This window comes from Alteromonas algae (assembly GCF_049117195.1).
In the GTDB taxonomy this organism is placed as follows: domain Bacteria; phylum Pseudomonadota; class Gammaproteobacteria; order Enterobacterales; family Alteromonadaceae; genus Alteromonas.
This window is the reverse complement of the sequence record NZ_CP185260.1, coordinates 996,208-1,021,319: the sequence shown is the minus strand read 5'-3', so window position 1 is coordinate 1,021,319 and position 25,112 is coordinate 996,208. Positions and strand designations below refer to the sequence as shown.

Below are 25,112 nucleotides of genomic sequence, written 5' to 3'. Positions count from 1 at the left end.
GTCACGTAAGAATTGAGGGAAGTAAGAGAGGTCGCCTAAGAAAAAGCCGCAGCGATGCTGCGGCTTTTAACTACGTTAGTTCCGTTATCTAATATTCAAGATTGTCTGGTTAAGCTGGTTGTTTACTTCCAGAGCTCGTGAGTTCGCCTGGAAATTCCGTTGGGCAATAATCATATCGATAAGCTCTGTTGTGAGGTTCACGTTAGCTTGTTCAAGCGCTGATGAATTAATTTCACCAAACGTACCTGTCGTTGCTTCGCCCGCTAGCGCTTCACCAGAAAGAATACTTTCTTTCCACTGCGTACTGCTTTCTTGCGTTAAACCTTGTTCATTTGAAAAGCGAACCAATGCTACGCGGACAATAGGCTCAGAGGTTCCGTTTGAGAACGTTGCTCGAACTAACCCATCAGGCCCAATATCAATACCGGTTAATCGCCCAACAGGCAGACCATCTTGCTCTAATGAGGTTACTTCAAATGCAGACGCAAACTGAGTTGGCTCATTAGGCGTTGCACTTGCCGGGTCTAAATTAAAATCAACACTTATCTGCTGCGTGGGATCTGAGCCGTTTGACAATACGGTAGCACCTAGCGCCTCTGTCTGTAGCTTAAAATCTAGCGTTGATAAACCATCAGGCGTTTCTACGCCAACGAAATCTCCACCTTGTGAAAATATTAGCTTCGAGGCCGTCACGGCGTTACCGGTATTTCCACCTACTGAATTAACCGCAGTAGCAGGGTCGGTATCCGCGCCGGTTGAATCAACCATATCCACTAAGTTGTCATCTACCGCTGTTGCAACATACCACTCGTTATCCACACCCGGCGTATTATCTTTAATAAAGTAATACGTCATCACGTGACTATCACCTAGCGAGTCATAGACGGTAACTGATGTTGCCGCATTATAGGTAAGAGGGTCGTCTGGGTTGAAATCAGCAGGATCTAGGCCTTGATCACCAGCAGGTAGATTCATTCGAATATCAACTTCAGAGGTTTGCTGAGGAGACCCCGATGAATCAGGAATACGAACTGGCTCTGTTGTACTCAATGCAACTGATGCACTTGTACCATCTGCGTTAACCGGAAAACCAAGTAAGTTATCGCCGCTACTGTTTACCACAAAGTTATCATTATCAAGCTTGAACTGTCCCGCTCGAGTAAACGAGAAATCTCGTGATGTAATTTCTGGCACCGTTGCAAAAAAACCGTTACCCGTAATGGCCAAATCAAGCGAGGTATTAGTAAACGCTAAACTACCTTGAGAAAACTGCTGGGCAACTTCTTGTGTTAATACACCGTCACCGACTTTGGTTTTGCCGCCTGCGAGCAACGAAGCCGCGTAAACGTCACCAAACTCAGCGCGCGACTCTTTAAAACCAACCGTGTTGACGTTTGCGATGTTATTCGCGGTTACATCCAAATCTTTTTGTGCGGCAGAAACACCGCTAAGTGCAATATTAAAAGACATTGTTTATTCTCCTGCTAACTGCCGATTTGAATGACGTCATCAAGATTGATACTGACATCACCATCCAAATTCAAAATTACGCCCTGACCGCTGCCGGCCAAACTAACGCTTCCTACATGACGATTTACTGCGGTTAAAAGCTGTACACCTTCGCCATTTAATTCGCCTGTAGCATTAATGACATATTCACCGGGAGGCATGTCGTTACCTTTGGCATCTTTGCCATCCCATTTAAACTCGACGTTGCCGGCGGCTTGTGTGCCAGCATCGATGCTTTTGATTACTTCACCGAATTGATTTTCAATAGTAATCGTCATGTTTTGCATCGTTTTTTCATTCACCACGACACCAGAAACGCCTTCGCCTGTTGCGCCCATGAAGCCAACGTTACCTTGCACTAATACGTTTTGCCCGATTAGGCTAGACGCTTGAAGTGCTTGGTTCGACGTCATTGATGCTGCAAAAGCCTCAAACTTTCCATTGAGCTGCGAAATACCATCAGCCATGGTGAAAGACGTCATTTGCGCAACCATTTGATCGTTATCAACAGGTTTGGTCGGGTCTTGGTTGGCTAATTGTTCAGTCAACATGGAGAAAAAATCCTCCTGCGATAACTGCTGTTCAGTGCCGTCTGCTATTTTGACGGTCTCTTCCTGCCAATAAAGGTCGGTATTAAGACCCGTGTTGTTAACTGTATTCACTGTAAAATCCTCGATTTACCTAAGCGGCAAATTATTGCCCTTGACCCAACTGAAGCACTCTTCTGAAAATACGCTTTGTGGTATCGGCAACCTGAACATTGGTTTCATAGGCTTTTGATGCGGACATCATGTTAGCCATTTCTTCCACGATGTTGACATTTGGCTTGTAGATAAACCCTTCTGCATCGGCCATGGGGTTATTCGGTGCATACTCCACCTGCAACGGCGCATCACTTTCGACAATCCCTTTAACCTGAACGCCTACACCACGAGATTGATCTTGAATTGCTCTATCTAATTCCGCTGCAAAAACTGGATGACGAGCTCGGTATGTTTCCTCATAGCTGCTGCTTACTGAGTTGGCGTTGGCAATGTTACTCGCCGTTGTATTCAAGCGTACATTTTCCGCCGACATACCTGAGCTTGAAATTGACATTACATTAAATAAACTCATTACTATTGTCCTCCTGCCGCACCAAGTGCCTTTTTCATGCCTTTGATTTTGCCATTTAGAAAGGCGAGACTTGCTTGGTATCGCAAGCCATTGTCCAAAAATTGATTACGCTCGGACTGCACTTCAACCGTATTACCATCACCTGTATCTGGTTGTGTTGGGATGCGGTATTGCAAATCAAAATTCGATGCAACAGACGTACTGCTGCCTTTTAAATGCTTTTCGTGGGTTCTATTTAGATGTCCATCTGTGGTTTTAGGTGTGCCACCTGAATTACGCATTGCAGCTTCCATCGCCTTATTAAAGTTGATGTCTTTCGCTTTATAACCCGGCGTATTAGCGTTTGCTAAATTACCGGATATAACTTCCATCCTTTCAGTGCGAATGGTCAGTGCGTTTTGATGGAATCCGACAAGCTTGTCGAGATTAATAGCCATAATAAAACTCCAGAACCCAATTGTGTTGATGGGGTATCAACCAATATTTAGTTATCTTGAAGATTTATTAGCAAATGAGATGCCAAGAGTGATTAAATTGGATAGATGAAAAGTAAAAGTGTGATAAGCTTTCAAATAAAACCTATTTAAAACAGAGACTTGTAGCTATTTCTTTTGATAAAACAAACCAGGGTTACATTTAACCATGCTATAGCGATCGCTCGCAGAGCTTATAGATTCTGACGCTCCGAGGAAGAGAATGCCGTCAGGTTGCAGTTGCCCGGCAATTTGTTGCAGTATCTTTTGTTTTACGTCACCTGAAAAGTAAATGAGTACATTACGACAAAACACGATATCGAAACGGCCGAGCGATGCATAACTACTCAGCAGGTTAATGCTTTTAAACGTTACCATGCGACGCACTTCGGACTTTATTTGCATTTGACCTTTGTCGGCTGTATCAAAGAACGCCTGCCTGCGCTGTGGCGACAATCCCCGGGCTAACGATAACTCGTCGTATATCCCTCTTTCGCATTTGGCTAGCATTTCAGATGACAGATCCGTGGCAATGATCTCTACACCACTTTTAAGCATTCCAGGCTTTTGGCGTTGAAATTCAAGCAATGCCATTGCAATAGAATATGGTTCCTGGCCAGACGAGCAAGCAGCACTCCAAATGCGAAGTTTACGATTTTTTGACGCTAGCTCTGGAATAATTCTAGTTTGCAATAAATTGAACGGGTAAGTATCACGAAACCACAATGTTTCGTTGGTTGTCATTGCGTCAATAACACTTTGCAGCAATTTACGGTCGTAACCACGAACGACCGTATCAATGAGCGCATCGGTGCTATCAAATTTGTGCGTATGCAATAATGAAGCGAGACGACTTCGCACCAAGTACTGTTTATTCTCGCCAAGTACGATGCCACATTGCTGCTCTAAGAAATGCCGAAATTTGACGTAACTTTCCGGCGAGACATCTCTGCTATTCAATCCCTGAAGACTCCGTTATTCGCTGTCTATCATTAGCCACTTCTGAACCGCTGTAGCAAGTTCATCTGGGTGGAATTTTGCAATAAAATCGTCCGCGCCAACTTTTTGTACCATTGCCTGATTGAAGACACCGCTTAACGATGTATGCAAAACAACATGTAGTTTTTGTAGTTCTGGCGTGTTTTTTATTTCTGCGGTAAGCGTATACCCGTCCATTTCTGGCATTTCAATATCCGATACCAACACGCCCACACGGTTAGTGATATCACCGTATTCTTCGGCAATTTCTTTCAAGCGATTAAGCGCTTCCAGACCGTTTTTTGCAAGCTCAATTTCAAGCCCTAACGATGTCAGTGCTTTTTTAACCTGATTTCGGGCTACTGCTGAGTCATCGGCAATAAATATAATTTTATCTTCTTTGCCCTCAGTCGTTAGTCCTTCTGCCACTTCAGAACTTACTTCTGCATTGAGCGGAGAAATTTCGTTGAGTATCTTTTCAACGTCAAGAATTTCGATGAGCTCATTTTCGACCTCAGTGACAGCCGTTAGATAGCTAGCTCTGCCTGTCCCTTGAGGCGGTGGCATGATTGCATCCCAGTTAGTATTAATAATACGTTCAACCGCGCCGACCAAAAAGCCTTGCACTGAGCGATTATATTCTGCAATCACGATAAACGACGTAGAAAGGTTTTCGATACGTTTTCCACCCGTTGCCATACTCAAATCAATGACTGAGATGGTTTGCCCGCGAATATGTGCAACCCCACGTACTAGAGCGTTGAGTTTTGGCATAGATGTAAGCGGTGGACATTGAAGAACTTCACGTACTTTAAATACGTTTATCCCAAAGCGCTGTCTTCCATTTAATCTAAATAACAGCAGCTCAAGTCGGTTTTGACCCACTAACTGCGTGCGTTGGTTAACCGAATCTAAAATACCCGACATATGTCACCTCTTTTCGATACTGGGCACGATCATTGCCTTAACTAGTTATGCTAGACAATATCACTAAAATGTTGCAGGTCAAACGCCAGAAAAATGACGCATAACGCGTTAATAAGTACGAAAGCACAATAAAAAATGCGACCTAGACGCCTGCTTTCTGTCATAAGCATAGACAATAACTCGCTAACTGAACACGAAAAGTAACTATGAATAAATTAAAAACCATGAATATTCTTTTAAAGTGGCAACGCTACTCGTTACTTTTAACGTTGACGTCACTCTTTTTTCTACAGCACGCCAGTGCATCAACTGTCCATGAAGACGTTGAAAGAGGCGCTGAAGAATACCTGCTAGCGGCGCTTGAACTTAACGACGCGGATACTAACATCGGTATCAATATTGTGAAGATAGACAATAGGATAAATATTCCGGCTTGTCATGAGGGATTTCAGTACCATGCTTCAGAAGAGTCACTGCGCCAATCATATGTGTCGGTGAGAGTGAGTTGTAATGACAATGATTGGTATCTATTTACTAGCGCTCACGTTGTACGAACTAAGAAAGTAGTCGTTGTCTCCGGTGCAGTAAGTCCAGGTACAGTGCTTACGCCCTCTAATCTCTCCTTTTCAGATGTGGATGTCAGACGAATGAGGCACTCAACATTCACCAGTGTTGATACACTCATTGGCGCAAGAGTTAAGCGCAGAATTACTGATGGCCAGCCCATACAAGCTAATATGCTATGCTTTGTTTGTGAAGGTGATAGAATTACCATTAAAGCTGCAATCGGCACAATGTCAGTAAAAACGTCAGGAATAGCTCAGCAGGATGGCGTTATCGGTGACCCGATAAAAGTGCTAAACACTAGCAGTAAAAAGACCGTTATCGCTGAGGTCGCCAGCGTTCAAGAAGTCGTGATACACTTATGATATTGGTGCTAAATTAACTACGTTTTCGTTGAAGAAATGGCTAAAGAATTTGTATCGTCGGCCGATATATTAAATTGAGGCGAAAAGGTAGTGGAGATATACAATGGCAATTAACAATATTAACAATGGGTTACCTAAAAATCCTGTTGATAATTCGAAAGTTGCGCAGCAAAATCAAACGCAACAGTCGCAACAACAAGCGGCAAGTTCTGCGCAAAGCGCTCAGGCGCCGCGTCAAGACTCAGTGTCGTTGACTCAATCTGCGCAGCAATTGAATCAAGTGCAGAAGAAAGGTTCTGAAGCACCGGTCAATCAAGAGAAAGTTGATCGTTTAAAGAAAGCGGTTCAAAACGGTGAATACCGTGTTAACCCCGAGGTACTTGCGAATAAAATAGCGAAACTCGAATCAGAAATATTTGGTCAAAAGTAGGTTAACGCATGTCAGAAGCACTTCATGTTGCATTAGAACAGCAAGTTCTCAATTTAGAGAACTTGTCTCTAATGCTAGAAAATGAACTGCAGCATATTAGCTCGCGCAACGCAGAGCTTTTAATGGCGCTACTAAATGACAAATCTGCACTCCTTGAAGATATCCAAACACTTGACGAGAGGATAGCACCTCTTTACCAAACAGCCATCGAAGCAGGCATCGACGATTCAACCGACCTACTGTTTTCGAAAGCGCAAACGCTTTTGGATGAATGTAAATACCGCACCCAAGTCAATCAAAAAGCCGTAGAGCAAGGACAGCTTCGCCTCAACCATTTGCGGAACTTGATGATGGAAGTGCGTGCTAAAGAGTCACTCACCTATGACAAAACGGGTAAACCTAACGGCGGTCAGTTAGGCTCAGGTGTGAAAGCCTAGCGTTATTAATAGACAAAAAATAAAAAAAGCGCATGTTAAGCGCTTTTTTTGTGAATAAATAATTCATTTGCCGGCTAGGATAACCACTTACTTCAGTAATACTTGACTGACCTAACACGTTTTGGCTTCGCCATCGTTAAATATATATCGTAAACACGCTGCATATCTAATGAAAGCTCCGTGGCATAGGTATCTTCACCGACAGGGTAACTTTTTACGACCTCAGCCCCTCGAATTACACCGTCTACCGACGCTTTAAGCACTTCGTTATTAACAACCAAGTTAGAAACCGATTGCTCACCGGATATTCGTTGTCCGTAGACTTGCTCAGCCAGTTCGCGATAAGCCTCAAGCTTAGACGCCTTGACTGCCATGAGCATCTTTTCCGTATCAGTTTGCCCGCGTTGAGTGGTAATAGGCGCATATCCTATTGCGCTAAGCATAGGGTACTGCTCAGGTTCAACCGTTTCCCACTCAACGTGTTTATCTACTATCGAACTGCACGCCCCTAATACAACACTCATCGCTAGCAAGCATAGTACATAACCTTTATGACGTTCATTGCAGGTCTTATTACCTGGTGATTCTGTGCGTTTGAAAAATCTCATAACAACCTCAATAACAGATCGCGGTCTGTGTTCAGTCCGGCGCCTATTTTTATTCGTAAATGCCGTTCGTATGATGCCTTTTACGCGTTTGCCTTAACTAAAGGAAGGCAATCGATGGCATTGTCTTTGTGACTTTGCAAATTTCGCACCACTCGGTGCGTTTGCCTTCTGATACTGCCCTGAGGAAGGAAAGTATAAATACATGGCACTTTTCTCGCATAGCTTTCTCATATCAATAAGTGTCACGCCGAAACTCATGACATTACTGACCAAGTAAGTCAGATTGTTGACGCTAGTGGTAACGCCACGCTTCAATAAATTAGATATACACAGTTTTTTAGGTAATGTGCATATGGTGCACCTCATTGTATCTGCTGTGTTAATAGATATTCGCTTTCAAGATAGGTTACGTAACTTATGCAACTAATTATGCGACTAATGCAACCGATGCAACTCACGCAACCTTTACCACTAACAAACCGATTCATTTTAACGGCGCTATTTTGCCTATTATATTCAGCCCCATGGCAAAGCGATGCCGCGTGGTATGAAGCTAAAGGGCAAGCAGTAATTGTTGATGGGAATAAAACGGCAGCCAAGAAAAATGCAACAGAAGAGGCCCTTCGTCAGGCGCTCCTATTTGCTGGCGCATCGGTATCAAGCGTTCAACACCTTACCGATGGATTGTTGAATGACGAACGCTTATCAATGACTGCGAGTGGCGAAGTCCATCAATTAGAGCTAACTGACGAGGTGTGGCACAGCGATTACGTCACTATCGCCGTTAGAGCGGACATTACACCTAACGCAACAGTGTGCACGTCAGCAGACGACCTCAAGTCAATATCAACTAGTCATTTTCGTGTGGCAAACACCTCGCATTTACTTGACGGTGATTTAAGAGATTTCTCAAGCTCGCTAACTCACGAATTAACGCATTTAATTAATTCACGAAATAACAACCTACAAATTGCCCACATTGAACCTTACACCTTAGATATTCAGAATAAAGATAGGCCTCATCACATGAGAGCGCTGTCGAAAAAGGCGAATACCCAGTATTCGCTATATGGCGAAATCGATGATGTGAGTGTTGTACGCGAACCGAGCGCTTCGCTAGCGTTTTGGAAAAGCGATAATGCAACGCGATATTTTTCACTTTCTATTGAAGTGTACGACGCAATGAATGGCGGCCTGTTATTACAGAAACACTACGATATGAACGCTGAATGGGCGTTTGATAGATTTGCCAAAATCAATACGAAAAGTGCGAAATTTTGGCAGTCTAGTTTTGGAACATCATTATCAAAAACCTTGAATAATGTGGTTATTGATATGCAAGAAGCGTTGACATGCCAACCTTTAACGGGCCACGTTATCAGTGTGAACAGCGACAACGTATCTATATCACTAGGGCAGGATAATAATATCCAAGAAGGCGACACGCTTACGCTTTACCAAGTAAAGCAAGTGATCGACAGCTCTGGTACGTCATTTTTGCAATATTCAATTTATCCAGGCGAATTTACTGTGCTCCAAGCATATAGTAATTCATCTACCATTGTTCATAAAACGGGTGGCGTTATCGCCAACATTCAGGAAAATGACTTTGTGGTAAAGCGGTAAGAGACATAAAAACCGCTTTGCAAATGTTTTTTTGAATAAAGGTTAACGTTTCAAAGAAGTTCGTATAATGTAGAACGCGTAGTCCCCATAGTTTAACTGGATAAAACAAGAGCCTCCTAAGCTTTAGATCTGCGTTCGAGTCGCGGTGGGGACGCCATTTGGAATAAAAAATCATACCTAAATGATTTTTGGCGATTTTTCTTATCGCACTAAACCAGCATTTTATCGCTGCATCCCTTCTTCGAACGACGTTTTCACACATTTGATCGCTATTATTTAAGAATATGATCGATTTTACGAAAATTATACGAAAGTATAAGCGTTTAATTTACAACGATTTTTATTTTACCTGAAAAATAAATAACCAATTAAAACAGCAATATAGATTAATCACCTGGAAATTTTCTTGTTTTTGGACATGTGAATAACACTTAACGTATAAGTTTGAATACTTTTCATTTTGTCAAGTCATGTGGTTGAATAAATCCGGCATCGCGGTAGATGAATAGATGCCTTGTAACTATATGATTAAAAGATACTTATAAAGTACGTACAACCATGTTGAACTAACAATAATAATTTTCAGGATATAATAATGAAAAAACGTATAATTTCTCTTGCGCTATTATCAACAATCTCTGCGACAACATTTGCAGCCTCTAGCACTTTCCAAGCTACAGTAAATGCAATTTCTGACGCTGCAATTGCTCAAACTACAGCACTGCATTTCGGTGCAATGCAACCAACTTTGGGTGCAGTTTGTACAATGGACAACACGGGCGCTGTGACAGGTAACTGTGATGCCGCGAACGCAAATATTGCCATCGGTCTAATTACCGTTTCAGGTCTTATTGCAAACGTACCACTAAACGTAACGGTAACTGGCGCTTCAGGTACTAACGTAACATTCGCATCAACTTATGATATCAACAACGCCACAGCGGCACATGACGCCATTGTTGATGGTACGCAAACAGCTGTAACAACGAACGGTTCTGGCGACAACCTGACTATCGATGTATACGGTAGCATGACAGTAGACACTGCGCTAACACCAGGTGACAGCTACACGGCAGCTTACACAGTAGATGTTACATTCCAGTAATACTGGTATAGTGGGCGTAGGTAAATGCGCCCACTTATTTGTTCGTTTAGCAGTAGAGTTAACCCTATGTTTCGCACCCGCCATGTTTTTGTCTTTTTGACTCTTTTTATTTCATTTTTTCTTTCCACTAGCGTTAATGCAAACGTTGCCTTATCAAAGTTTAGAGTTTTTTTCGACAGCCAATCACGGACTGATTCACTTCAGCTGCGAAACACCGGTTCAAGCGACTTAAAATATTCAGCAGAGCTGGTACTTAACGCGATGACCGAAGACGGCACAATTTATTCAGTAAGTGAAGACTCGCTTTCTGCCCAAAAATTTATAAGATTTTCTCCTAAGCGTGGCACAATCAAGCCAGGAGAAAGACAAGCCCTACGATTTTCATTACGCAAACCAGCAAACTTGGAAAATGGCGAATATCGCGCTGTTTTACGTTTGGTCACCGAGCTAGCACCGACTGAAAGTGGGAACGTTAATCTGGCAAGTAAACTGGCATACAACGTTCCTATCATTGTAAGGCACGGGGAAGTCTCTGTTAGTACCAGTTTAGAGGCACCTACCACCGTCATGCATAATGGTCAGCCCCACATTCAGGTATGGCAAACGCGCTCCGGCAATCGTTCTATATTTGGCAATTTCATTGTCGAAACACCAGATGGTGAAGAGTTAGGCGTAATTAATAACGTTGCAGTTTATCGCCCATTGGAACGCAGAAAAGTGCTTATCCCACTCGTAAAAGCGGTTAAGGGCCCAGTCGTTATTCGATACACTGAAAATAAAAAATTTGGTGGCGATACTGAACTGTCGGTTGCGCATACAATAAACTAAACAAGCACTTATGTTCGTTCGAGGACTTTTACTTTGCCTGCTCGCGCTCCCATTGTTCGCGCGAGCGGATAACTGCGCCTCCCCTACCGCATCCTACGCTCCGCTTAATGACGACGACTTTTTGATTAGCGTAATGCGATTAAACGGTCGTCCGGTTTTTGATGGCCTGGACGTTTATCAAATCTACGACCGCTTGCTCATTCCCGCATCTGTAGTATCAGACGCCTTATCGTTAGATTGGGATATCAATATACCTGAGTCCGTTATTTCGTTTCAAGGAAGTGAAAAATTTTGTGCATTCTCACTTGATTTTGAAAACGCAGATATCAAGAGTTCTTCTACGTTATTGTGGAGCGCAGATGATTTCGATATCTATATCGATATAGAATTTTTATCCATTCTGCTTCCAGTGGAATACGAATTTAATTTCTCATTGCTTCACCTAAACCTAGCAAGCAACGAGCTTGGGGTTAGTGACTACAGTGACGACCCCGCAGCCATCCCCACGTTTTTTAAACGCGAAAACATTACTGCTGAGCGTGTCATTGATGACAACTATCAGCTATATACTTCACCGCTACTCAGCTATCGCGTGAGCGCTCAAAAAGACAGTGAAAACCAAGAACGAATAGCAACAAACATCAATGCAGGGTTCGATTTACTCAACCATGCTGCTAATTTTAGGGTGAGTCGAACTGGCGATAACAGTCTCCATTTTTTGCGTTTTTCGCGCACCTTTGATGATATGGCCAGCGCCGTGAGTAATAGGGGCGTTACCTATGAGTTCGGCGATATTCAATTGTTAGGGGATAACGTCGTTACAAGCCCCAACCAGTCACTAGGCTTTATTTTTCACAACGGTGATACGAGGGGACAACGTAACTTCTCTAAAACTACTATCGAGGAATTTGTCTTACCAGGTTGGCGAGTTCAATTGTTTAGAAACGGTCAGTTTATTGATGAGAAGTTTAGTGATGAACAAAACAGAGTATTGTTTGAGGACGTGGATACGTTTTATGGTGCAAATCTCTTTGAACTCAAACTTTACGGACCTGAAGGTCAGCAAGAAAGCCGCACACAATCTGTAAATGTGGGCGAAGACCAAATACAACGAGGTGATATTGATTTCTTTGTAGGCGCAAGCGATCGACATTACCGCCTTCTTGATGGTGAGGTATCTCAGACGGGATTAGGCAAATCTGCAATTGTAAAATTAGGCGTAGGACTTTCAAACTCAACATCAGTATCTGGGACAATACAGCGATTGTGGATTGATGATTCACCTGAATCTTACTTTACCACTTCCTTAGATACACAGCTTGCAGGCTCTGCACTTAATTTCTCGTTAACAAAACAAAGCAGCGAAGGCTTTGCTTCCTTTTTAGGTTGGAACGGTCGAATTGACGACAATGTTGTTTTCACGCTATCAAACAGGTACTTCAATAATTTTACCAGCGAAAGGTACAATGACGCCGTCGGGCTAAAAAACGAGACTGTCGCCCGTTTTAACGGACAGTCAGAGCGCTGGGGACGCTTTGGTTGGAACAGTAGTGTTTCATTTAGATCGTTTAACGAACGAGACGATCAGGCCTCGTTAAGTCTCAACGTGAACAATAACCTTTTGGGTGGGACATTTTCTGGCGGCATAACCGTCACTGATAACGCGACACAACGCGTTAACGGGCGCCTTTACTACTCTAAACAGCTAGCGGAATGGCAATTAGCAAGCGCATGGGACTTTTATCCGTCAGAGCAATTCGATACTGAATCCTTCTATGTTTCACTACGCTGGCCCTATTTGCTGTCGCAACATCGGGAGACACGGTTGCAGTACCGTGCCAATGGCGCACAGAACATCGAGCTGCAACACCAACACAATTGGGGGTTCGACTCAATAAACGTAGGGTTAGGCGCCAGTATTGCAGAAGGCGGAAGCTGGTCGGTAAACCTTTCATTTACAGGCAATATTAATTATAACCCCTATACTCGCTCTCTAAATTTAGATAGAGCTGCCGGTGCTGCTGCTGGGCGGATTGACGCATTTACGTTTTTTGATGCAAACCGTAATAACCAATTTGATGACGAGGAGTCTGCATTAGAAGGTGTTATGTTCAAAGGTAATTCGGTTTGGCGAAATGAAAAGACAAATGTCGATGGTCGGGCACGGCTTATTACCAATCATCAAATACAATCGGTAGCGATAGAACCATCGTCGCTCCCCGACCCTTTTATGGTCGCCGCCTATCAGCGAGCAGACATTAATACCCATAGCGGCGGCGTGAGTCACATCGCGATGCCGGTTCACGCAGTGAACGATGTCGAGGGCACAATATATCTTGTAAGCAAAGATAACAGCAGGGGCGCCCCCAACCTATTGATCAATATTCTTAACAAGGATAACGACGTTGTTGCACAAACCAGGACGGAAAGCGACGGTTACTTTTACATCAGCCAGTTGCCGCCGGGCGAATACGACATGTCAATAGACCAAGGCTACCTTGAGCGTAATGCACTTTCCATTGATAGCAATCAACTGTCGTTCGTTGCCCCTGAAGAAGGAGACGCTGTTTTTCTAGATGATATTCAACTCGTCAAAACCCAAACGCCGGTTGACCAGTCAGAGCAATGGAAAGATATGGCCATTGTTGACGCCACAATAAAATATGAGATTCAGGTTGGAATATTTAGGCATGCAAGATCGATTTATGAAGTCGTCAAGCATCTCACCGTATCACCCACATCGATGCAGTATTATCGTAATCATGATTTAGCAATGACATATGTAACTGTAGGTGGCTTTACTGATTTAACCAATGCCAATGCATACCTTAGCGCAATTAAAACTCACCCCGCGTTTAAAAATGCATTTGTCAGCCCGGTATCTCGTTATAAAGGCGAGCAATGGCGAAAAGAATCTGTTTATTTTGATCTCCAAGAGAAAATAGAATCCTCCTCTGAAACCCCGTCTAAGCACTACTCAACGGTGCTATGTCAACTCTCGGCATACTATTCCCTAAGCTCTATTAATCCACGCATACTTACTGCACACCCTGAATTATTGTTAGTACCGAACGCCGAGAATAACGCAACGTTTTACCGTTTACTTGCGCCGCTTAATGAAAACAGTGAATGTGATGATAAATACATCGATCATGAATATCGTCAAGGCCCATTGAAGGTTAATACCGCATCAGTGATGCACAATAACGGATAACGTGAATGCTCTCACTTAACGTTTTATTGGAAGTTGACGTTTACTGTGTAGCTTGCTTGATAGGTATTTGAGGTTTGAAGTGCAGATAGCACCTCTAAGTTGCCATATATCGTAATACTGGTCGATGAACCGCTTTGTGTCGTCAGCGCTGACACGACCTGATCGTCATCGTCGTCGGTTGTCTCAACACTATCAATGGTTATCGCCGGTTGAAACTTCAAAACGCCGTTGTTTGAACCAACAACCTCAATCTGATACTGCTGATTCTCGACTAAACCTGAAATATCAATAACACCAACGGCAATGCTTGCGCCTGTGCCAGCACACGAGCCAGTAACCGTTCCTGTGCTATCTAACGCACATGCTGAACCTGTGGTGTTCACTATAGTGCCGAAGTGTAACGCGTTAGCTTCGCTAATACTTGGTTCATTATGCGCTACTACCGTTGCTTGAAACACGGTTGAGGCTCCAAGAGCGACCCCGGATAACAAACAAGAGGATAAGATGACGTGTCGAATGTTCATGTTCTCACATCGTAGCGATAGATAATGGTGAGTATAGCGTAAAAATTCGGCACTGCCGACTATGTACATTCAGTTTTTTGTAAATATAGACGAGCTACACACAACGTGCTCAAAGCCGTTAACAACAAGATGCTTCGTTAACGTATTCTTCAAACAGAACAGTAATTTTTTCAAACATTAACCCGCTTGGGCAGTCAAAGCGTAGTAAAACGTGCCTTAATGTTCTCGTTTGTATTGTAATTTGAATCATGAACATTACACTTTGCTATCCGTTATAGCTTTATCATTAACTAGGTAACGACATTTAAGGAGGTCAGCGTGAATTACGACGTAGAAGATGTCGATTCGTTTTTTGAGGAAATGAAAGACGTAAAACCCATTAAAACGAGTAATACCGCACAGCTGCATACTCCGGAAAGCACGATTGAGCAAAAAAGAAAACGAGCCAAGGCACACGCCAGTATAAGAGATACTTTGCACAACCCACTCAGTATGGAGTCTGTCGCCCCCGTCTCTCCAGATGAATTTATTCTGTATCAACAGCCCGGCATTCAAGACGGTGTATTCAAAAAACTCAGGCTTGGGAAATACCCCCTAGAGAATAACATATCGCTCAAAGGCATGACGCTTAAAGAAAGTTGCGATCGGGTATATCAGTCAATAAAGCAGTGCCATAAACGCGGTGTAAGGGCGTTGCTTATTCAACACGGACGGGGAGAGAACAGCAAACCCTTTCCAGGAGTAAAGAGAAGCTACGTTAATCAATGGCTAAGAGAGTTAGAAGAAGTTATTGCCTTTCATACCGCCCAGCCAATGCATGGCGGATTTGGAGCAACCTATGTTCTGCTAAAAAAACACCCAGATCAAAAGCTGATTAATAGGGAAAATAATAGTAGAAACAAAAAATAGGAATGTAAGTAACTAAAAAGGAATTTGATTTTTTTTGGGGGGGAGTGCCAGTAAACGCAAAGGCTACTGGCACCACATTATTTTTTCAGACTACTTAACTGAATATTGCGCGACGTATGTTGTATAACTTTCAGCTGATTTTGCAGAAGAACTAAACACTGCAGTAACAAACATCAATACCACGGCTATAGCAACACCGGTTAAGCCAAACCCTTTGGAAGAACGATTCATTGGTCGTCTCTTATTATTTCTCTGACAACGTTAAACGCGCCAGTACACCTCGTAACACAACTCCTGTAACCAAGCTGCATTCCCTGCAATCCCTACAATAGATCAGACACTTAGCGAACACAAGCGTACTGTACAAAAAATGTCACATTACCTGTCTCGTTCGCATCTTTTCTATAGGAAAAGCTACCTACCGCCCCTGTAAAGAAGCAATCGGTAGCCATTTACGCTGATGTTATCCTACAAAACGGCGTGCATTACGGAATATTCGCATCCATGCACCATCTTCCTGCCAGTCGTCTGGACGCCATGAATTTGCCACTGCTCTAAACACACGCTCTGGGTGAGGCATCATAATAGTGCTACGGCCATCCGAGGACGTTAATCCAGTGATCCCTTGTGGCGATCCATTTGGATTAGCGGGGTATTGCATTGTAGGCTGCCCGTAATTATCAACGTAGCGCAGCGCAACTTGCGGTGCAACCGATGATAATGCACTATCGCTGGCAAATTCAGCCTGCCCCTCTCCATGAGACACCGCAATAGGCATACGTGAGCCGGCCATGCCGTCAAGTAATACTGAGGATGACTCCATGACTTCTACCATTGCGACACGTGCTTCAAAACGTGACGATTGATTTGTGACAAAGTGTGGCCAATGTTCAGTACCCGGGATAAGTGATTTCAAATTAGACAGCATTTGACACCCATTACATACCCCTAAACTAAAGGTATCCGGGCGTGTAAAGAAGCCTTCGAACTGGTCACGTGCCATGTTATTAAACAAAATAGATTTTGCCCAGCCCTCTCCCGCGCCTAATACATCGCCGTACGAGAAACCACCACATGCCGCTAGCCCTGCAAATTGCGTTAAGGTAACACGCCCAGACAATACGTCACTCATATGAACATCGATGGCATTAAAGCCGGCACGCGTAAATGCAGCAGCCATTTCCAAATGAGAGTTTACCCCTTGCTCGCGCAAGATAGCGACACTCGGTTTTATACCTTTAGCTATGTATGGTGCAGCAATGTCTTCATTTACGTCATAGGACAACGCTGCATGAAGACCCGGGTCGGACGCATCTTGTTTCGCACGATGCTCTTGTTCTGCACAGGCCGGGTTATCACGAAGCTTCTGCATCTCTAACGTGGTTTGCGCCCACACAGTGCGCATCGCGACTCGAGTATCGCTTAATATTGCAATACCGTCTTTTTCAAACTCAATGGTATCGGTCGAATTTAACGTACCAACATCATGGGTAATCGCGCTAAGACCATACGACTCGAGTACAGCGTCTACCGCGTTTTTATCGGTATCGAGTACTTGAATGACGCCGCCTAATTCTTCGTTGAATAACAACGACAATGCGCTACCTTCAAGATCATCTAGTGTGGCGCTTACCCCAACTTTGCCTGCAAAACTCATTTCAGCAATAGTAGCAAATAGACCACCATCTGAGCGGTCATGGTAAGCCTGCACCAAGCCTTTTTCTACCAGCGCTTGAATGGCGTCATAGTAGGCTTTTAGTCGAGATGCTGAGACAACATCAGCAGGTTTATCACCGAGCTGTTCATAAACTTGTGCTAAGCAGCTAGCACCTAGTCGATTGTTCCCTTCTCCTAAGTCAATCAGTAGCAATCGACTGTCACCTTTATCAGTGCGAAGTTGAGGGGTAACGGTTTTACGAATATCTTTAACGGCGCCGAATGCGGTAATGACCAATGACAACGGTGATGTAACCGCTTTATTATCGCCATTTTCTTCCCATGCCGTTTTCATCGACATCGAATCTTTACCAACAGGAATAGTCAGTCCAAGTTCAGGACATAGCTCTTCACCTACTGCTTTGACCGCTTCATAAAGCCCTGCATCTTCGCCAGGATGTCCCGCAGCGGCCATCCAGTTAGCAGATAGCTTGATACGTTTAATATCGCCTATATTAGACGCTGCAATATTAGTGAGTGCTTCGCCTACTGCCAAACGCGCTGAGGCACCATGCGATAACAGTGCAACAGGCGTTCGTTCGCCCATCGCCATTGCTTCACCGTGATAGGTATCAAATGCGCTCGCCGTAACCGCCACATCAGAGACGGGTACCTGCCATGGACCAACCATTTGGTCGCGACTCACTAAACCAGTTACAGAACGATCGCCAATAGTAATGAGGAACGTTTTTTCTGCTACCGTCGGAAGCGATAAAATACGTTGCGCTGCATCAGAAAGCGTAATGCCTTCTTCTTCAAACGCTGTACCTTGAACCGATAGTGATGTGACATCTCGATGCATCTTCGGCGGTTTTCCTAGCAATACGTCTAATGGCATATCAATAGGGTTATTGTTGAACTGGCTATCGTTTAAGTGCAGATGAGGCGCTTCAGTCGCTTCCCCAACAACCGCATAAGGTGCACGTTCACGTTTACAAATGGCTTCGAAAACCGCCAAGTTTTGCGGCGCTACTGATAACACATAACGTTCTTGAGATTCATTACACCACAATTCAAGCGGTGTCATTCCCGGCTCATCTGACAACACGTTGCGTAGTTCGAACACGCCGCCACGCTCGCCATCATTTACCAATTCAGGTAACGCATTAGACAGGCCACCGGCCCCAACATCGTGAATAAATTGAACTGGGTTGTCGTCACCCATTTGCCAGCACGCATCAATCACTTCCTGACAGCGGCGCTCCATTTCAGGGTTATCACGCTGCACTGAAGCGAAATCTAAATCTTCATTGGACTGTCCAGACGCCATTGAAGACGCTGCGCCACCACCAAGCCCAATATTCATCGCAGGCCCGCCAAGAACGATAAGTTTCGCGCCTACGGTAATTTCGCCTTTTTCAATATGTTCACGACGAATATTACCCAAGCCACCTGCCAACATAATGGGCTTATGATAACCACGAACTTCGACGCCGTTAAAGCTGTTAACTTCTTGCTCGTAGGTACGGAAGTAGCCTAATAAGTTTGGACGACCAAATTCATTGTTAAATGCCGCACCACCTAATGGCCCATCAATCATGATATCAAGGGCATTTACAATACGCTGCGGTTTCCCGTATTCACGTTCCCACGGCAGTTCTGCTCCAGGAATACGCAAGTTGGATACGGTAAAGCCGACTAACCCAGCTTTGGGTTTTGAACCGCGCCCTGTTGCGCCCTCATCACGAATTTCACCACCTGAGCCTGTTGCTGCTCCGGGGAAAGGGGAGATGGCGGTAGGGTGATTATGTGTTTCAACCTTCATGAGAATGTCGATATTTTCATGATGGTAATCGTACTGATGTGACTGGGGGTTTGGAAAAAAGCGACCGGCTGGCCATCCTTCCATTACCGCGGCGTTGTCTTTGTACGCTGAGTAAACGTGGTCAGGAAGCAACTCAAACGTATTTTTGATCATTTTAAACAAGGATTTATCTTGCTCTTCACCGTCAATCGTCCAACTTGCGTTGAAAATTTTGTGACGGCAATGTTCAGAATTAGCTTGAGCGAACATGTAAAGCTCTACATCGGTAGGGTTGCGCCCTAAACGAGTAAAACTATCAAAAAGATAATCAATTTCATCATCGGCTAGCGCCAAGCCCAACTGTCTGTTCGCATCAACAAGTGCAGACTTTCCAGCAACCAGTACGTCAACAGTAGCAAACGTTTTCGCTTCGGCTTGCATAAACAAAACTGACGCATCACTGGTTTCTTTAAACACAGACTCTGTCATTCTGTCGTGCAAGAAACCAGAAACAAGTGCAAATGTGTCTTCACTCAGCGGTGATTCTGACTCTACATAATACGCTACGCCACGTTCAATACGGCTTATATTACTAAGATTACAATTATGAGCAATATCAGTAGCTTTTGAAGACCATGGCGATATTGTGCCAGGACGTGGCGTGACGAGGAAAAGGGTTCCAGAGGGCGATTGAGTTTGTCTGGCAGGGCCATATTTTAGCAGCTTTTCTAATATTTCCATTTGCTGCGTAGACAAATCACCGTCAGAATCGACTAGGTGTACATATTCACTGTAAAGGTTTTTAACCTTAATGCCGGATTGACCCAGCTTTGCAATCAGTTTAGTTTGGTTAAACTCTGATAGTGCAGGAGCGCCTCGAAGGACCAACATATTGCTTTACCTGGTTGTTTAGAAACAACGACCACTAAAGGGACGCGTGCCTCTTTAATTGATGAATATTTCGGCGCGGATTATAGATGAATTATCACTCGTTGGTAACCTGCATCCATCCGTAACCCGACTTTTTTTTTAAATAACCTTAATAAAATAGTGAAAGACTGAAGATATGCGAATATTGGTATACAAAAAGCGATTCATTTGTAGCGTTGTTATCGCTTTATGTATTCTATTGACAAGTTGTGGTGTCCCTTCGATCCCTAATGCCCTGGCAACACTGCTTGAAAGAAAAAGTATAAAAGTAGGAACCTTATATGGAGCTGCAACTTACTATAGTGGCGCAGATGGACCACAGGGTTTTGAGTATGAATTATTAGCCGGTTTCGCTGACTATCTGGGCGTGAAACTTGATTTATATCCGTTCTATTCCTACGACGCCATGCTTTCACAGCTTGAAGAAGGGCATTTAGATATCGTTGCGACTGGCGACGCAGTGACAGCGGACATCGAACAACGTTTTTCATTTGGCCCGTCCTATCTAGATGTAACACAATATTTGGTATATCGCGCAGGCGATGACCGCCCAAAAAGCATTGATTCACTACAAACGCCTATTGTGACTATTTCTGGTAGCAGTCAGGCCTATTTGCTTGCCAGTGTCGACACTGGAGGTGACGTTTTCATGGTCACTACCGATGAGTCAGATGCAGAAGAGCTTCTTCAGAACGTGGCGGAAGGCAAAATTGATTACACAATCGCTGACAGCAATCGTTTAGCACTTCAGCGCCGGAGATATCCAAACCTTGCCACATCGCTTACCTTGGCAGAAGCTATGCCGATGGCGTGGGCAATGCCAAAGCAGCAAGACGATTCAGTAAAAGCCGCGCTTATCGAATATTTTGGTACCGTTCATCAATCAGGATGGTTTACGGTATTGGAAGAAAAATACTTCGGACATATTCGCCAATTTGATTATGTGGATAGCCGCGCGTTTAACCGAGCGGCGGAACAAACACTTACCCGCTACAAATCTTTATTCGAAGCCTATGCAGGAGACCTCGACTGGCGTCTTCTTGCCGCGATGAGCTATCAAGAAAGTCATTGGGATCCTAACGCGGTTTCTAAGACCGGTGTACGTGGTTTAATGATGCTTACTCTGGCAACTGCAAACGATTGGAAAATAGAAGATAGAACCGACCCAGAACAAAGTATTCGCGGAGGCGCTCGCTATTTCGCAAGTCTTCTAAGTCGTATACCAGCACGCATAGACAATCCAGATAGAATTTGGATGGCAATGGCTGCGTACAATATCGGTATGGGGCACTTGGAAGACGCTAGAGTTTTAACACAACGACAGGGGGGCAACCCTGACCTATGGGTAGACGTAAAGCAACGCCTTCCTCAACTTAGGCAAAAAAAATATTATAGAACAACCCGCTATGGTTATGCGAGGGGCGATGAAGCGCTTCAATATGTCGAAAATATTCGTCGATATTACGACAGCTTAGTATGGCTAAATGAACAAGGAAAAATTTAAACTCGTTACCTTGAAAACTGTCATTTAGATGTCATTTATTGTGCGTAGCATAATGAAAAAATCGGCCGCTGCCGCAATATAACATTATGCTTTATCTTAAAATGACAGGGCGGTGTAATGAAACGAAACCGAGTGATGAAAAAAGGAATTAAATTGAAAAATAACAATAGACGACGCTTAATGCTCAAAAAAATGCATCAAAAAGTACTTCAACGCCGTAAGCTTTATGTAACCAGTGATATGTTCACGCAACTGACACGTAACAGTGAGCGCTAACACTTTTTAGCTTGCTTCGCTTTTTTCTTCTCTTCCCTTCGCCTTTTAAAAAAGGCTGATATTTTTTCTGCGCATTGCTCTGATAGAACCTCAGCTGTCACATCAATATGATGATTAAGTGCAGGGTGTTGAAGAAGGTTCATGACCGAACCTGCTGCCCCCGTTTTCGCGTCACGTGCTCCAAAAACGACACGACCCACTCTGGCATGGACGAGCATGCCTGCGCACATGGAACATGGTTCTAGGGTGACATAGAGCGTGGTATCGATAATGCGGTAATTACTTAACTTTTTTGCCGCTCGACGAACGGCTTGCATTTCGGCATGGGCCGAGGGGTCATTGTCGATTATTGGCGTATTCCACCCCTCTCCGACAACCTCTCCGTTGTGCACGACACAGGCACCCACGGGCACTTCACCGGCCGCTTCGGCATGCTCAGCAAGCATTAGCGCATGTTCCATCCAACGAATATCTTCATCCATCGATACCATTTGGTGAGTATGTTCAATCATTGGTCAAATTAGCCATTACGTGAGTTAATTTAATTATGTTGTATGTATTAACTAACTTCATTTTACCCCAAACTACTGAAAAGTATGATTTTTATATTTTGGCAGAACTTTTGCAAACATAAATTATAAATATTAATACTAACGTGTTGCGACATATTTAATTGCACTTTATTACTATGGCTATGTGCTACGATTATGTATAGTCAATTAAGTATGCTCAATATATGAACACAGATATAGGGAAGCACTAAGCATCGCGGCTTTCCCATATTAAACATCGAAAAATAAGAGGGACTTAACTATGAACACGACTGCTATTGCCATTGTAGCCATTGTTGCTTGGGCCATTGTTTCTATTGTCGATAGAGCAAAAGATAAAAGCAACAAAAAGCTATCTGCAAAAGAAAGAGACAGTTATCAGGCTGATATCGCAGCATTGAAAGAACGCGTGTCTGTGTTAGAAAAGATTGTGACCGATGAAAAATACGACTTAAAACGTCAGTTTGCTGATTTAGAAAAAGATAAAGTCGCCTAATCGTTCGTTGCACATGCTTATTTGATCATCGCTTGTGATTGGCACTTTCGCTACTGCAATAAAGTGCCTCCATCCGCGTTATGGCTTGTGTAAATTAACTATCTTCGAGTAACCGGCGCTCTGCCCGCTCTACTCGTCTCGGTTTGCCTGCGATAACTAACACATCGTGAGGTTGCAACACTGCCTCTAAATCTGGGTCAATCAGCTCTTTTCCGTTTCGCCTGAGCCCCTTTACTGATACCCGCAGCCTTGCAAAATCGATATCTTTAATTTTTTTCCCTATGCATGACGCATGAGACGACAGGACCACTGCGTGAATAAACTCTAATTTGTCTTCCGTTCCATACGTTATCTCTGTGGTTTCTCCAGGATAAAAACCATGAAGGTGATCGTAACGCCCTTTCCGTTCTGCCCTTACCCGTTTTAATATTCTAGACATGGGAACGCCAGCATAATGAAGAACTTGCGAAATAAGCATCAAACTGCCCTCTTGTAGTTCAGGCACAACTTGATTCGCCCCCGCGTTATAAAGCCCTTCTAAGTGATAGTCACGCTTTGTTCTAACCATCACATCCACATCAGGCTTAATTTGATGTGTTTGCGTAATGACCTGCTTGGCCTTTTCGGTTTCATCAAACGTCACAAGAATGAGACTTGCGGTAGATACTTGAGCTGAATCTAAAATATCCCGCTGGCTAGCATCCCCAAAAAGTACCGGCTCCCCCGCGTTTCGACTTTCGTGTACACGAACGGGATCCATATCAATAGCGACGAAGTGTATCCCTTCCATCTTCAGCATGCGGGCAACCGACTGTCCCACTCTTCCAAACCCACAAATAACGACATGCTTAGCTAAGCTTGATGTGTCCAATGGAATTTCTTCCACCAATGCGTCAGCATTATTACTGACAAGGTAACGCGCAATCTTTACACTATTCTCCATCAACCAAGGAGTGAGCGCCATGCTGATAATCCCCATACTTACAATGACTGAGGACTGCTCAGACGTTAACACACCATACTGTGTTGCCAACGCTGCGATAACAAAGCTGAATTCGCCAATTTGACAAAGCTTAACACCCGCGGACCATCCATCAACCGCATCAGTTTGTACCAACAACGATGCCAGTCTTACTAACCCAATTTTAACGACCATCAGAGCAAGTACACCAAGGCAGATTGTGAAGAGGTTATCCCACAATGCATACAGGTTTAACTGCATTCCTACCGTGACAAAAAATAGTCCCATCAGAATATCTCTGAACGGTCTAATATCGGCTTCCAATTGATATTTATACTGACTCTCGCCTAGCATCATACCCGCTAAGAATGCACCTAACGCCATTGACAAGCCGAAGTAGTACGTTATGCCACCTGCAAGTAGTGCCACCAATATCGTCGTTAAAACAAATAGTTCATCAGTACGAGTTCTCGCTACTTCTCTAAACAGCCATGGTAGTAACCACTTACCAACTGACATCAAAAATGCAATGACAAAAATACCTTTCAATAATGCTTGCCCTAGCGCAAGTGCAATACTCGTATCACCACTACTTGCCAGTAATGGGATGGCAATAAGGAAAGGTACGACAGCCAAATCCTGAAATAAGAGAATGCTGATAGCCAACTGTGTTCGCCGATTATTTAAAATCCCCATCTCCGTTGCCTGCTTTATGACAATTGCTGTAGAGCTAAGTGCTAATGTCCCGCCGATAATGATAGAGGCCGACAACGATAGACCAAAGAAATAAGGTACCAATGTAAAAATAAACGTCGTTGTAATCATCTGTCCGGCACCCACACCGAACACGAGGGACCTCATAGCGAGTAGCTTCGGAAGTGAGAACTCAAGACCGAGTGAGAAAAGTAGAAAAACAATGCCGACCTCGGCAAGAAGGTGCATCTCTTGTGGGTGAGCGAACAGCACTAAAATCTGTGGACCTGCCAAAATTCCGGCGAATAGGTAAGCTAAAATCGGCGGCAAGTGAAGCCTTTTAAACACGGCTACGCAGCATACCGCAATGGTCATTAACGCAATAATAGACACAAACCCCGTTCCCAAAAGTTCACTCCCTATTTTGAAAAAAACGTTTATTTATAAACAATATAATAGACGTATTGCACTGGTTTGCGTCAGAAAGATACTCAACTAACGTAATTTAAGTGCACGCCAAATGTAATCGTGTAGCGCTATATCCCTATCTATCTCACACTTTATGGCATCTAGTTTGCATTATCTTGACTATTCCATGTCAAAGTGCCCAATTACGGCAAATATTGCC

General features: G+C 43.8%; 23 protein-coding genes and 1 tRNA gene. 12 read left to right on the top strand and 12 right to left on the bottom strand.

Going from position 1 to position 25,112, the window contains the following annotated elements; translation table 11 throughout:
* Nucleotides 1-84: 84 nt before the first annotated feature.
* The 6 genes from flgE to ACOJRU_RS04505 all read right to left on the bottom strand — a co-directional run bounded on the left by flgE (nucleotide 85) and on the right by ACOJRU_RS04505 (nucleotide 5,003).
* Complete coding sequence (flgE, locus tag ACOJRU_RS04530; protein WP_421133857.1) at nucleotides 85-1,470, bottom strand: flagellar hook protein FlgE; 1,386 nt, start codon at nucleotides 1,468-1,470, stop codon at nucleotides 85-87.
* A 14-nt stretch (nucleotides 1,471-1,484) separates the two neighbouring features.
* A complete protein-coding gene (locus ACOJRU_RS04525; RefSeq protein WP_421133856.1) occupies nucleotides 1,485-2,171 on the bottom strand; it encodes a flagellar hook assembly protein FlgD in 687 nt (228 codons plus the stop codon).
* Nucleotides 2,172-2,202: 31 nt separating this feature from the next.
* Nucleotides 2,203-2,625, bottom strand: a complete 423-nt coding sequence (flgC, locus tag ACOJRU_RS04520; protein WP_421133855.1) for a flagellar basal body rod protein FlgC — start codon at nucleotides 2,623-2,625, stop codon at nucleotides 2,203-2,205.
* A 2-nt stretch (nucleotides 2,626-2,627) separates the two neighbouring features.
* On the bottom strand, nucleotides 2,628-3,062 hold the full coding sequence (gene flgB / locus ACOJRU_RS04515; protein WP_421133854.1) for a flagellar basal body rod protein FlgB: 435 nt from the start codon (nucleotides 3,060-3,062) through the stop codon (nucleotides 2,628-2,630).
* Nucleotides 3,063-3,227: 165 nt separating this feature from the next.
* A complete protein-coding gene (locus ACOJRU_RS04510; protein ID WP_421133853.1) occupies nucleotides 3,228-4,058 on the bottom strand; it encodes a CheR family methyltransferase in 831 nt (276 codons plus the stop codon).
* Between the two features lie 15 nt (nucleotides 4,059-4,073).
* Nucleotides 4,074-5,003 carry a chemotaxis protein CheV gene (locus tag ACOJRU_RS04505; protein WP_421133852.1) on the bottom strand — a complete coding sequence of 310 codons (930 nt, stop codon included), beginning with the start codon at nucleotides 5,001-5,003 and terminating at the stop codon, nucleotides 4,074-4,076.
* A gap of 206 nt (nucleotides 5,004-5,209) precedes the next feature.
* Between ACOJRU_RS04505 and flgA the strand changes: the two genes are divergently transcribed.
* The 3 genes from flgA to flgN all read left to right on the top strand — a co-directional run bounded on the left by flgA (nucleotide 5,210) and on the right by flgN (nucleotide 6,799).
* Nucleotides 5,210-5,932, top strand: coding sequence for a flagellar basal body P-ring formation chaperone FlgA (gene flgA, locus ACOJRU_RS04500; RefSeq protein WP_421133851.1), 723 nt, complete (start codon nucleotides 5,210-5,212; stop codon nucleotides 5,930-5,932).
* Between the two features lie 103 nt (nucleotides 5,933-6,035).
* A complete protein-coding gene (gene flgM, locus ACOJRU_RS04495) occupies nucleotides 6,036-6,362 on the top strand; it encodes a flagellar biosynthesis anti-sigma factor FlgM (RefSeq protein WP_421133850.1) in 327 nt (108 codons plus the stop codon).
* A gap of 8 nt (nucleotides 6,363-6,370) precedes the next feature.
* Entirely contained in the window at nucleotides 6,371-6,799 is a 429-nt protein-coding gene (flgN, locus tag ACOJRU_RS04490) for a flagellar export chaperone FlgN (RefSeq protein WP_421133849.1), read from the top strand.
* Between the two features lie 92 nt (nucleotides 6,800-6,891).
* On the opposite strand, the gene ACOJRU_RS04485 is transcribed toward flgN, so the two are convergent.
* Nucleotides 6,892-7,323 (bottom strand): LPP20 family lipoprotein, encoded by a 432-nt coding sequence (locus tag ACOJRU_RS04485; protein ID WP_421134721.1) that lies wholly within the window; start codon nucleotides 7,321-7,323, stop codon nucleotides 6,892-6,894.
* A 513-nt stretch (nucleotides 7,324-7,836) separates the two neighbouring features.
* On the opposite strand from ACOJRU_RS04485, the gene ACOJRU_RS04480 reads away from it, so the two are divergent.
* The 5 genes from ACOJRU_RS04480 (at nucleotide 7,837) to ACOJRU_RS04460 (ending at nucleotide 14,180) form a co-directional block, all read left to right on the top strand.
* Complete coding sequence (locus ACOJRU_RS04480) at nucleotides 7,837-9,033, top strand: flagellar assembly protein T N-terminal domain-containing protein (RefSeq protein ID WP_421133848.1); 1,197 nt, start codon at nucleotides 7,837-7,839, stop codon at nucleotides 9,031-9,033.
* Nucleotides 9,034-9,114: 81 nt separating this feature from the next.
* Nucleotides 9,115-9,190 (top strand) — tRNA-Arg (locus ACOJRU_RS04475).
* 438 nt (nucleotides 9,191-9,628) lie between these two features.
* On the top strand, nucleotides 9,629-10,138 hold the full coding sequence (locus ACOJRU_RS04470; RefSeq protein ID WP_421133847.1) for a hypothetical protein: 510 nt from the start codon (nucleotides 9,629-9,631) through the stop codon (nucleotides 10,136-10,138).
* A 24-nt stretch (nucleotides 10,139-10,162) separates the two neighbouring features.
* The gene (locus tag ACOJRU_RS04465) at nucleotides 10,163-10,966 is read left to right on the top strand and encodes a hypothetical protein (RefSeq protein ID WP_421133846.1); all 804 of its coding nucleotides are present in this window, start codon (nucleotides 10,163-10,165) and stop codon (nucleotides 10,964-10,966) included.
* A 10-nt stretch (nucleotides 10,967-10,976) separates the two neighbouring features.
* A complete protein-coding gene (locus tag ACOJRU_RS04460) occupies nucleotides 10,977-14,180 on the top strand; it encodes a hypothetical protein (protein ID WP_421133845.1) in 3,204 nt (1,067 codons plus the stop codon).
* A 23-nt stretch (nucleotides 14,181-14,203) separates the two neighbouring features.
* Here the strand turns inward: ACOJRU_RS04460 and ACOJRU_RS04455 are convergent, their stop codons facing one another.
* Entirely contained in the window at nucleotides 14,204-14,704 is a 501-nt protein-coding gene (locus ACOJRU_RS04455; RefSeq protein ID WP_421133844.1) for a hypothetical protein, read from the bottom strand.
* Nucleotides 14,705-15,022: 318 nt separating this feature from the next.
* On the opposite strand from ACOJRU_RS04455, the gene smrA reads away from it, so the two are divergent.
* Nucleotides 15,023-15,613 (top strand): DNA endonuclease SmrA, encoded by a 591-nt coding sequence (gene smrA, locus ACOJRU_RS04450; RefSeq protein WP_421133843.1) that lies wholly within the window; start codon nucleotides 15,023-15,025, stop codon nucleotides 15,611-15,613.
* Between the two features lie 90 nt (nucleotides 15,614-15,703).
* Here the strand turns inward: smrA and ACOJRU_RS04445 are convergent, their stop codons facing one another.
* The gene (locus ACOJRU_RS04445) at nucleotides 15,704-15,844 is read right to left on the bottom strand and encodes a hypothetical protein (RefSeq protein ID WP_421133842.1); all 141 of its coding nucleotides are present in this window, start codon (nucleotides 15,842-15,844) and stop codon (nucleotides 15,704-15,706) included.
* Between the two features lie 232 nt (nucleotides 15,845-16,076).
* Nucleotides 16,077-19,964, bottom strand: coding sequence for a phosphoribosylformylglycinamidine synthase (purL, locus tag ACOJRU_RS04440; RefSeq protein WP_421133841.1), 3,888 nt, complete (start codon nucleotides 19,962-19,964; stop codon nucleotides 16,077-16,079).
* A 175-nt stretch (nucleotides 19,965-20,139) separates the two neighbouring features.
* Between purL and mltF the strand changes: the two genes are divergently transcribed.
* Both mltF and ACOJRU_RS04430 read left to right on the top strand, forming a co-directional pair.
* On the top strand, nucleotides 20,140-21,507 hold the full coding sequence (gene mltF, locus ACOJRU_RS04435) for a membrane-bound lytic murein transglycosylase MltF (RefSeq protein WP_421133840.1): 1,368 nt from the start codon (nucleotides 20,140-20,142) through the stop codon (nucleotides 21,505-21,507).
* Nucleotides 21,508-21,624: 117 nt separating this feature from the next.
* The gene (locus tag ACOJRU_RS04430; RefSeq protein ID WP_421133839.1) at nucleotides 21,625-21,783 is read left to right on the top strand and encodes a hypothetical protein; all 159 of its coding nucleotides are present in this window, start codon (nucleotides 21,625-21,627) and stop codon (nucleotides 21,781-21,783) included.
* On the opposite strand, the gene tadA is transcribed toward ACOJRU_RS04430, so the two are convergent.
* Entirely contained in the window at nucleotides 21,780-22,295 is a 516-nt protein-coding gene (gene tadA / locus ACOJRU_RS04425; protein WP_421133838.1) for a tRNA adenosine(34) deaminase TadA, read from the bottom strand. The genes ACOJRU_RS04430 and tadA overlap by 4 nt on opposite strands.
* 301 nt (nucleotides 22,296-22,596) lie before the next feature.
* Here tadA and ACOJRU_RS04420 point away from each other — a divergent pair, with 301 nt between their 5' ends.
* Nucleotides 22,597-22,830 carry a hypothetical protein gene (locus tag ACOJRU_RS04420; protein ID WP_421133837.1) on the top strand — a complete coding sequence of 78 codons (234 nt, stop codon included), beginning with the start codon at nucleotides 22,597-22,599 and terminating at the stop codon, nucleotides 22,828-22,830.
* Nucleotides 22,831-22,924: 94 nt separating this feature from the next.
* On the opposite strand, the gene ACOJRU_RS04415 is transcribed toward ACOJRU_RS04420, so the two are convergent.
* Nucleotides 22,925-24,859 carry a cation:proton antiporter gene (locus ACOJRU_RS04415; RefSeq protein WP_421134720.1) on the bottom strand — a complete coding sequence of 645 codons (1,935 nt, stop codon included), beginning with the start codon at nucleotides 24,857-24,859 and terminating at the stop codon, nucleotides 22,925-22,927.
* Between the last annotated feature and the right edge of the window lie 253 nt (nucleotides 24,860-25,112).

Bases quoted from the DNA above. Each gene is read 5' to 3' on its own strand.
- mltF (WP_421133840.1), top strand. From the start codon at position 20,140: ATGCGAATATTGGTATACAAAAAGCGATTCATTTGTAGCGTTGTTATC.
- ACOJRU_RS04470 (WP_421133847.1), top strand. From the start codon at position 9,629: ATGAAAAAACGTATAATTTCTCTTGCGCTATTATCAACAATCTCTGCG.
- flgE (WP_421133857.1), bottom strand. From the start codon at position 1,470: ATGTCTTTTAATATTGCACTTAGCGGTGTTTCTGCCGCACAAAAAGAT.
- ACOJRU_RS04460 (WP_421133845.1), top strand. From the start codon at position 10,977: ATGTTCGTTCGAGGACTTTTACTTTGCCTGCTCGCGCTCCCATTGTTC.
- ACOJRU_RS04420 (WP_421133837.1), top strand. From the start codon at position 22,597: ATGAACACGACTGCTATTGCCATTGTAGCCATTGTTGCTTGGGCCATT.
- flgA (WP_421133851.1), top strand. From the start codon at position 5,210: ATGAATAAATTAAAAACCATGAATATTCTTTTAAAGTGGCAACGCTAC.
- ACOJRU_RS04415 (WP_421134720.1), bottom strand. From the start codon at position 24,859: ATGACCATTGCGGTATGCTGCGTAGCCGTGTTTAAAAGGCTTCACTTG.
- flgB (WP_421133854.1), bottom strand. From the start codon at position 3,062: ATGGCTATTAATCTCGACAAGCTTGTCGGATTCCATCAAAACGCACTG.
- ACOJRU_RS04480 (WP_421133848.1), top strand. From the start codon at position 7,837: ATGCGACTAATGCAACCGATGCAACTCACGCAACCTTTACCACTAACA.
- flgN (WP_421133849.1), top strand. From the start codon at position 6,371: ATGTCAGAAGCACTTCATGTTGCATTAGAACAGCAAGTTCTCAATTTA.
- flgC (WP_421133855.1), bottom strand. From the start codon at position 2,625: ATGAGTTTATTTAATGTAATGTCAATTTCAAGCTCAGGTATGTCGGCG.
- purL (WP_421133841.1), bottom strand. From the start codon at position 19,964: ATGTTGGTCCTTCGAGGCGCTCCTGCACTATCAGAGTTTAACCAAACT.
- ACOJRU_RS04445 (WP_421133842.1), bottom strand. From the start codon at position 15,844: ATGAATCGTTCTTCCAAAGGGTTTGGCTTAACCGGTGTTGCTATAGCC.
- ACOJRU_RS04455 (WP_421133844.1), bottom strand. From the start codon at position 14,704: ATGAACATTCGACACGTCATCTTATCCTCTTGTTTGTTATCCGGGGTC.
- tadA (WP_421133838.1), bottom strand. From the start codon at position 22,295: ATGATTGAACATACTCACCAAATGGTATCGATGGATGAAGATATTCGT.
- flgM (WP_421133850.1), top strand. From the start codon at position 6,036: ATGGCAATTAACAATATTAACAATGGGTTACCTAAAAATCCTGTTGAT.
- ACOJRU_RS04430 (WP_421133839.1), top strand. From the start codon at position 21,625: ATGAAACGAAACCGAGTGATGAAAAAAGGAATTAAATTGAAAAATAAC.
- ACOJRU_RS04505 (WP_421133852.1), bottom strand. From the start codon at position 5,003: ATGTCGGGTATTTTAGATTCGGTTAACCAACGCACGCAGTTAGTGGGT.
- ACOJRU_RS04465 (WP_421133846.1), top strand. From the start codon at position 10,163: ATGCGCCCACTTATTTGTTCGTTTAGCAGTAGAGTTAACCCTATGTTT.
- ACOJRU_RS04485 (WP_421134721.1), bottom strand. From the start codon at position 7,323: ATGAGTGTTGTATTAGGGGCGTGCAGTTCGATAGTAGATAAACACGTT.